We start from the raw sequence: 1137 nt of genomic DNA on the forward strand, positions 1-1137 counted from the left end.
ATGGGTCCCTGTGTCTTGGAAGTCTGTCAGGATGAGGGTGGGCGGGAAGCCGTTGGGTCCTTGGCGCTTGACGCCGTGAGCCGGCTCGGTCTCCCGCCCGTTCCATCTATCAACCTGAACAGTTGCACGAGGCTGCGCCAACAGACCTCGCATCACAGGGACAGGCACCGTGACCATAGCTCTTCGTTACGTCGGAATCGACATCTCCAAGAAGCACCTCGATATCTTTGATGAGGCTGACGGTGTGCCGAGGCGCATTGCCAACGCGACACAGGCCATCACACAGCAGGTGGCGCGTTGGCAATGCGATGCGCTGGTGGTCTTCGAGGCGACGGGTATCTATGACCTCGCGCTGCGCGAGGCGCTGCGTCAGGCCGGGATCCAGTTCGCACGGATCAACCCGGCCCGGGCCCGCGACTTTGCACGGGCCAGCGGCCTGCTGGCCAAGACCGATCCGATCGATGCGCGGATGCTGGCGGCCTTTGCGCGGGCCATGCAGCCCGCCCCCGAGCAGGTCGCCGATCCTGCACGGGGCGCCTTGGCGAGGCTTGCAAAACGGCGGGATCAGCTGGTCCTCATGCGCGCCCAGGAGAAGAACCGGCGCAGCGAGGCCGACGATCGCGCCATGGCCGAACGCATTGGCCGCCTCATCGAGGTCCTCGACAGCGAGATCGCCGAGATCGAGGCCGACATCGGCGCCTTGATTAAAGCCGAAGCGGAGATCGCGGACGATGCGAAGTTAATGCGTTCGCTGCCCGGCGTGGGTCCGGTGGCCTGCATGCAGCTCATCGCCCAGATGCCGGAACTCGGGCGGGTCGGACCGAAACAACTCGCAGCGCTCGCAGGCCTTGCTCCCTTCAACGTCGACAGCGGCGCCTTCCGCGGCAAGCGCAAGATTGCGGGCGGCCGAAAGCGCGTTCGTGACGCCCTTTATATGGCGGCCCTCAACGCAGTTCGCAGGGCCGATCCGTTCAAGGCCTTCTATGCACGACTGCGACAGGCCGGAAAACCAGCCAAACTCGCCCTCATCGCCGTCGCCAGGAAGCTGTTGACGGTCCTCAATGCCATGATGCGAGACCGAAAGCCGTACCTGCAGACCAATCCAACATAACAGTTGCCGGCTTTCGCCGGGACGAC

General features: G+C 64.3%; 1 protein-coding gene. It reads left to right on the forward strand.

What is annotated here, in order from left to right; genetic code table 11:
- The first annotated feature begins 169 nt into the window (after window positions 1-169).
- A complete protein-coding gene (locus I6F38_RS44365; protein WP_225164687.1) occupies window positions 170-1111 on the forward strand; it encodes a transposase in 942 nt (313 codons plus the stop codon).
- Window positions 1112-1137 lie beyond the last annotated feature (26 nt).

The sequence above is a fragment of the Bradyrhizobium sp. BRP56 genome (genome assembly GCF_020194035.1).
GTDB lineage: Bacteria > Pseudomonadota > Alphaproteobacteria > Rhizobiales > Xanthobacteraceae > Bradyrhizobium > Bradyrhizobium australafricanum.